At 28.4% G+C, this 2,536-nt stretch carries 2 protein-coding genes; both read right to left on the bottom strand.

Annotated elements, in window-relative coordinates; genetic code table 11:
- Positions 1–1,205 (bottom strand): HAMP domain-containing protein (locus JWF52_RS18835; protein WP_208335005.1); only part of this gene is annotated, 1,205 nt, incomplete at its 3' end.
- Positions 1,206–1,449: 244 nt separating this feature from the next.
- The gene (locus tag JWF52_RS18830) at positions 1,450–2,340 is read right to left on the bottom strand and encodes a flagellar motor switch protein FliM (protein WP_208335004.1); all 891 of its coding nucleotides are present in this window, start codon (positions 2,338–2,340) and stop codon (positions 1,450–1,452) included.
- Positions 2,341–2,536 lie beyond the last annotated feature (196 nt).

The raw sequence follows: 2,536 nt of genomic DNA, 5'->3' as shown, positions 1-2,536 counted from the left end.
TTTATAATTCTTCCTATTTCGTTAGAAGTAAATGAAATTTCTTCCATTGCTTTAACCATTTGCTTCATTTGTTCATTTCCATCTTTAACTTGTCTAGCTGAACTTACTGTTAAAGAATTAGCTTTTCTGGCATTATCTGCAGTATCTTTAATTTTGTCAGATATTTCTATAATAGTTGCAGATAACTCTTGGATTGCACTTGCTTGTTCAGTAGAACCTTGTGATAACATTTGTGATCCACTTGCCACTTGTTCTGATGCAGCTTCAACTTCTTCAGCAGCTACATTTATTTGTGACATAGTTTCGCTTAAATCATTAGTTATTTTATTTATCGATTTTTCGATTTCTTTAAATACTCCTATAAATTCTACTTCAGGTTCAATATCGAAATTACCTGATGCAACTTCTCCTAAACCACGAACTGTATCATTTATAATTTCTTTAGTGGTGTTACTCATCTTACGCATACTATTCGCTAAAGAACCTAATTCATCTTTTGATTCATAGCTGATATCAATATCATAATCTCCAACAGCCATTTTATCTGCAGCTTCTTCTATTTCTTCTATTGGTTTTCTTATGCTATTAGTAATATATATACATATAACTCCTCCTACAACTATATTAACTATACTAATAGATATAGAAATAAAGGTAGATTTTTTAGTTGCTTCTTCTACACCTTTATTAAATTCAATTCCTTCAGCTTCTGCCTCTTTATTAAGAGCTATTGAAGTATCTCTAAGCTCATCATATATATTCCAATAAGGTGTATTCTCAGCTGTCACCTCTTTCACAGTCTTATAATCTCCTTTTAACATAAGATCATAAATCTTATTGTACTCTTGTTTTATTTTATCTACAGAATTTTTAAGATTATCGACCATTTTGCTATCTCCGCTAAAAGACTCTCTAATAGATTTAATTCTTTTTTCAATACTATCAAAGTTACCCATAATTTCAGTTCTATATTTTGAAGGATTTTCCCTGATAATTGAATTAGCCATTCCTCTTCCTATAGCAACTACATCTCTACGAACTCCCATAGTTTCAGTTGTTGAATCATAAGGCCCATTAAATAATTGATGAGTCAAACTTTCTGATTTTCTTAAACTTGATATTGTATAAAAATTTGCAAATGTTGCAAGCATTAATAAAACAATAAAAGATATACTTAACTTTCTACTTATTTTTAAGTTTTTCATAACGTCCTCCCTGTAATTTGATTGTTATAGCTTTACTACTTTAAGTAGTTTATTTTCTTACTATACGGATAGTTGTGCATTTTCTTTATATCTGTATAAAATATTCTTTTCGTTATAATTTTATTTAACACTTTAATACTCTTTAATTCTAGAAAAAATCTAAATTTTAGACAAAATTTTCTATAAGAATATAAATAAAAAACACACCGATAAAATCATCAATGTGTTTTTTATTTATATTAATCTATGCTTCCTTTTTCGTGTCACCAGTTATAACAACAGCCTTTTTATCTTTAATAAGACCAGGCTTACATTTAAATGATTTTGAACCTCCTACAAAAAGGTCTATTTCTTCACTCATTTTACTATCTAAAGTTATAACATCTCCTAATCTTAGCTTTAGAAGGTCGTTTACGCTTACGTCTGCATTTCCTAGGCATGCAACTAACTCAGTTTTTACACCATCAATTTTTTTATATATTGCACTTGTAAATTCAAAATCATATTCTTTGTCCTTACCTATAAAAAGTCTCTTTGGCTCTAATTGATCTACTACAGGCTCTAAACAACTATATGGATTACAAAAACTCATTTTACCTATTTCTTCATTGCCATCCATCATTTTCATATGAGAAATAATAACCGATTCACTTATTGGATATTTTCCACTAGATCCCGCGTTAGTATAAACATTAGAAACTTCTCTAGATTCACATCCCTCAAAGATATGCATTTTTGTTAAAAATTCATTTCCTATATATGATATTAATTCTCTATCAACTTCAGTAAGTTCTCTTTTACTATTATCAACTATTCCATCTCCACCAAGTATTAAATCTATAAATGAAAGTGCAACACTTTTATCTAATTGATATATAAGACCTTTTACTAATGGTTGTATTGCATGTTCAATAATTACAGACTCATTTGATATCATATTAATAAATTCTTCATAGTTTGTTTGTTCTATTCTTTCTAATTTACATACTATATTTGGTCTTCTTAATTCATAAGCTACGAATAGATTTATGCTCTTACAAAATTCATCTGATATTACAGATAAAAATCTCATATTGTCTGTAGAGTATCTTTGTGGTTTTTTAAAGTTATATATACTTACATCCTGGTTCATCATATTCTATCATATCTCCTCTCTAGATCTTCTCTTCCTTTATATTCATAATTATTTCTTGTTTATGTTCAAGTGGCATTTAAGTGGCTTATAACAAGCACACATCAAATCCACTATTAACTTCTAAATTAGAAACTAATAGGGGGTTTGATGTATCATATAGATATCTTGCTATAATTTGGTTAGTATCATAAAAGTA

It is taken from the genome of Clostridium sp. CCUG 7971, assembly GCF_017590215.1.
Taxonomy (GTDB): Bacteria; Bacillota; Clostridia; order Peptostreptococcales; family Peptostreptococcaceae; genus Faecalimicrobium.
This window is presented reverse-complemented; position numbering and strand designations above follow the sequence as displayed.